The organism is Streptomyces sp. NPDC059668, assembly GCF_042734135.1.
GTDB lineage: Bacteria > Actinomycetota > Actinomycetes > Streptomycetales > Streptomycetaceae > Streptomyces.
This window is the reverse complement of sequence record NZ_JBHWEL010000003.1, coordinates 204,227-208,314: the sequence shown is the minus strand read 5'-3', so window position 1 is coordinate 208,314 and position 4,088 is coordinate 204,227. Positions and strand designations below refer to the sequence as shown.

General features: G+C 74.7%; 3 protein-coding genes. All 3 read right to left on the bottom strand.

Going from position 1 to position 4,088, the window contains the following annotated elements:
* Positions 1 to 161: 161 nt before the first annotated feature.
* The 3 genes from lysA to ACFV2J_RS04580 all read right to left on the bottom strand — a co-directional run bounded on the left by lysA (position 162) and on the right by ACFV2J_RS04580 (position 3,750).
* A complete protein-coding gene (gene lysA, locus ACFV2J_RS04590; protein WP_385092775.1) occupies positions 162 to 1,610 on the bottom strand; it encodes a diaminopimelate decarboxylase in 1,449 nt (482 codons plus the stop codon).
* Positions 1,611 to 1,619: 9 nt separating this feature from the next.
* A complete protein-coding gene (locus ACFV2J_RS04585) occupies positions 1,620 to 2,036 on the bottom strand; it encodes an SAV_915 family protein (protein WP_385092773.1) in 417 nt (138 codons plus the stop codon).
* A gap of 601 nt (positions 2,037 to 2,637) precedes the next feature.
* The gene (locus ACFV2J_RS04580) at positions 2,638 to 3,750 is read right to left on the bottom strand and encodes an aminotransferase class V-fold PLP-dependent enzyme (RefSeq protein WP_385437298.1); all 1,113 of its coding nucleotides are present in this window, start codon (positions 3,748 to 3,750) and stop codon (positions 2,638 to 2,640) included.
* Positions 3,751 to 4,088: the final 338 nt, after the last annotated feature.

Below are 4,088 nucleotides of genomic sequence, written 5' to 3'. Positions count from 1 at the left end.
CTCGTGTTTGTCGCTCTGTCTCCGGTCCTGTGCTCGTGGGGGGGGGGGGTTGTTTTGGGGGGTGGGGTGCCCCCCCCCCCCCCCCCGTTCGGCGAAGAGGTCCGGGGCGGGCACCGTCCGCCCGCGCCGGGCGGGGCCGCGGAGCGGGACCGGAGCGGGGACTACAGCCCGATGTCCCGGCGGCTCATGTCGTCCAGTGATTCGCGGCGCACCAGGACGCGGGCGACACCCTTGGACACGGCCACCACCGGGGGCCGGCCGACCAGGTTGTAGCCGGAGGCCATGGAGAGGTGGTACGCACCGGCCGCGGGGACGGCGAGGAGGTCACCGGGGTGCACGTCGCCCGGCAGCGCCACGTCCTCCGCGAGGACGTCACCCGCCTCGCAGTGCCGGCCCACGACGGTGACGAGACGGGGTGGCACCGCCGACGGCCGGCCGACGAGCCGGGGCGCGTACCGCACCCCGTACAGCGCGGGCCTCGGGTTGTCGCTCATGCCGCCGTCGACGGCCACGAAGGTGTGTTCCCCGGTGCGCTTGACCGCGAGGACCCGGTAGACCGCGACTCCGGCGGGGCCGACGATCGCCCGGCCGGGTTCGAGGGTGAGCCTGGGCACCGGCAGCCCGGCGCGGGCGCAGCCGTGCTCGAGTTCGGCGCGGACCCGGCCGGCCAGGACGCCGACGTTCAGGTTCTCCTCGCCGGGCCGGTAGGCGATGGCGTGACCGCCGCCGATGTCCAACTGGGGAAGGGCGACACCGTGTTGGTCGCGGATCCGGGCCATCAGATCCACCACCCGGCGTACGGCGGTGACATACGGCTGCACGGCGGCGATCTGCGAGCCGATGTGGCAGTGCAGGCCGACGAGTTCGAGTTGCGGCTGGTCGAGTATCCGGGTGACGGCGTGCTCCGCGGACCCGTCCGTGATCGACAGGCCGAACTTCTGGTCGTCGGTCCCGGTGCGCACCTTGGCGTGCCCGCCTGCCGCGATGCCCGGCACCACCCGCACCATGACCTTGTGCCGGCTGCCGGCGGGAATGACCGCGGCCAGCCGGGCGATCTCGGAGGCGCTGTCCACGACGATGCGGCCGACGCCGAGTCCGAGTGCCGCGCGCAGGTCCTCGGGACTCTTGGCGTTGCCGTGCATCACGATCTTCTCCGGCGGAAACCCGGTGGCCACGGCGAGTTCGAGTTCCCCGGCGGAGCAGACGTCGAGGCCGAGGCCCTCCTCCCGTACCCAGCGCGCCATCGCACGGGACAGGAAGGCCTTGGCCGCGTAGACGACGTCGGCCTCGGGGAACGCCGTGCGGTAGGTGCGGCAGCGTTCGCGGACCTCCTGCTCGTCGAGTACGTAGACGGGGGTGCCGAAGAGGTCGGCGGTCTCCGTGAGCGAGACACCGCCGACACGGACGTCGCCGTCGGCGGCGGAGCGCGCGGAACGGGGCCACACGGACAGGCCGTCGGCGTCCCTGGCGTCCCTGGCGTCCTCGGCGTCCTCGGCGTCCTTGGGGTTCTTGGCGCCCTTGGCGTCGAGGTCGGCGATGCCGGTGGTGCCATGGACGCGGGGCGGTGCCTGCGAGGTCATGTCCTGAAGCGGGGCGTCCTGGATGGACATGGTGTCTCCTCAGCCGATCAGCAGGTTCAGGCACGCGACGACGGCGGTCGCGCCGGTCACCCGCAGGGCGCCGATGTGTCCGGGCTGCCGGCGGCGCCGGGTCTTCTCGCGCTCGCGGACCGTGGCCGGGGCGGGGACGGCCGCGGGGGCGGAGAACGACGGGTCGACGACGAGCGCGGTGACACCCAGCGGCGCGGCGAGGGCGCGGAGCGCGGGTTCGGAGAGCCTGATACAGGCCTGGCCGGTGCCGAGCGTGGCGGTGAGCTTCGCGGCCGAGGTGAAACCGACGGCCGTACGGCCGCCCAGGGGGGTGCGGAAGAAGCGGGTCGTGCAGCCCGCGGACCCCGGCCGGACAGGAACGAAGAGAAGTCCGGCCGGGAAGCGTTCGGAGGGTTCGGGGTCCTCGGAATACTCGACTGGAGACATGGTGCTGCTCCTCGGAGAAGGCGACGTGCGTCGCCCGGCCGGATCGGCCGGACGCTCGGACGAAGCTAAGCCCCGCCGGCCTGGGCAGGGTCCCGTCACTGACGGATGCTTGACGGGAAGCGGCGTACCCATGACGCCACGCTGACGGTGGCGGGGATGTGCGGTCGGTGTCGGGCGGGCCCGGGATGGACGGCGGGGCCGCGGACGGCGGGTCCGGGCGGGCCGCTCCCAAGGCGGGTTCGGCGCGGCAAGCGGTCGTCCGCGGTTGCCGACGAGCCCGGGTGGCCCTCGGGACACACGGGTCCGTGTCGAGCGGTCTTCGCGGGGCCGCGCCACCTCGTCCTCGCCGGGCACCGCAGGAGGTTCAGGTCACCGGGGCGTGGGGTCGGCCGCCCGACCGGATGGGGCGGCGGCACGTGGCGTCGACGACACGACGACACGACGACACGACGACACGACGACACGACGACACCCGTCACATGTTCGCGACGGGTACGCCGTGCGGGCGGTCGGCAGGCAGGGCCGCGATGTGGTCCGCGTGGCGGACGGCCGCCGTGGCCGTGCGAGGGACGGTCCGGAGGCTGTCGCCGCCGGTCGGGGTTCAGGTCCGCAGCGCCGACAGCGCGGCGGCTACGCGTCGGGACGCCTCCGGCGGCGTCGACGCGTGCGGGGAGAGTCTGAGCGAGTCGGCGCGCACCGTCGGGGTGACACCCTCGGCGTGCAGCGACTTCGCGACGACGGCGGGGTCGTGGCCGGGCATCGTGAAGGAGAGGACGCCCGCTCGCCGTGCCGGGTCGGTGGGGGAGAGGATGCGGCCGCCGGCTTCCTCGACGACCTCGGTGAGTTCCTCGATCCGTACGGCGATCGCTGCCTCGATCGCCGCGACGCCGTGCCGCTCGACGAGGTCGAGCGCCGCCGCGAGCGCGGCGGCCGTCACCGGGCTGAGATTGGTGATCGACCACCGTCGCGCGTCCGGGGCGGGCGGGTGCTCCGTTCCGTCGAAGAGGCCGACGTCCTCGACGCCCGTCCAGCCCGTGAGGACCGGTTCCAGGGACTCCAGCGCGCGGTCGGAGAGCGCGGCGAAGCCGGTGGCCCATCCGGCGCGCAGCCATTTCTGACCGCCCGCGACCACCACGTCGGCCGCGTCCCAGGGCATCTCGGCCACACCGAACGCCTGGATGGCGTCCACGATCAGCAGCCGGTCCGGTCCGATCGCCTCGCGCAGCGCCGCCAGGTCGGCACGGAAACCGGTACGGAAGTCCACGGCGCTGACGGACACCGCGACGACGTCGTCGGTCAGCGCGGCGCGGACGAGGTCGGGGGTGACCCCGCCGCCGGGCGCCGGCGTGAGCCAGCGCGGCATGGCCCGGCCCAGGTCGGCGGTGCGGCGCCACGGATAGTGGTTGGCGGGGAAGTCGGTGCTCGGCGCGAGGACCACACCCTCCCGGATGCCGAGCGCGGCGTGGAACAGGCCCGTGGACGCGTTCGGGAGCAGCACGGTGTGCTCGGTGTCGGTGCCCGCGAGTCGGCCGGCCGTCTGCCGTGCGACCTCTTCCGCGCGCATCAGGCCGTCCACGGTGGTGTGGTCGGCGCGGGCGGACTGCTCCATGGCCCGCCCGGTGGCGGCCACCGCGTCCCGCGAGGGCGGACCGAACCGTGCGAAGTCGAGGTACCCGGCGGGCGTGTCGAAGTGGGCTGCGTACGACGTGAGCACGGGGCTCGTCCTTCCGGGAGGCTGCGGTGCGGGCGGTGCGGGCGCGCCGGGTGGGGCAGTGCCCTGTGGTGCGCCGGGTGCGGAGCGCCGTGTGTCGGACGGGCCGGTGTCCCGCCGTCCACCGCCGTGAGCGCATTCCCACCTGCCCGAACGGTACGTGGTGCGGGCCGCGCGCACCGGCCCGGGGTGCCTGTCCCCGTCCCCGGGAGGTACGGGCCGGGCGGGCACCTCAAAGGTGCCGCACTGCGGACGGCCGGCCCGCGCGGGGTGTGGGCGTAGGCCCGGGGGGCAGACCGGCGGCTTGCGAGGGTGGTGCGGGGGGGCGGGCGGGGGGGGGC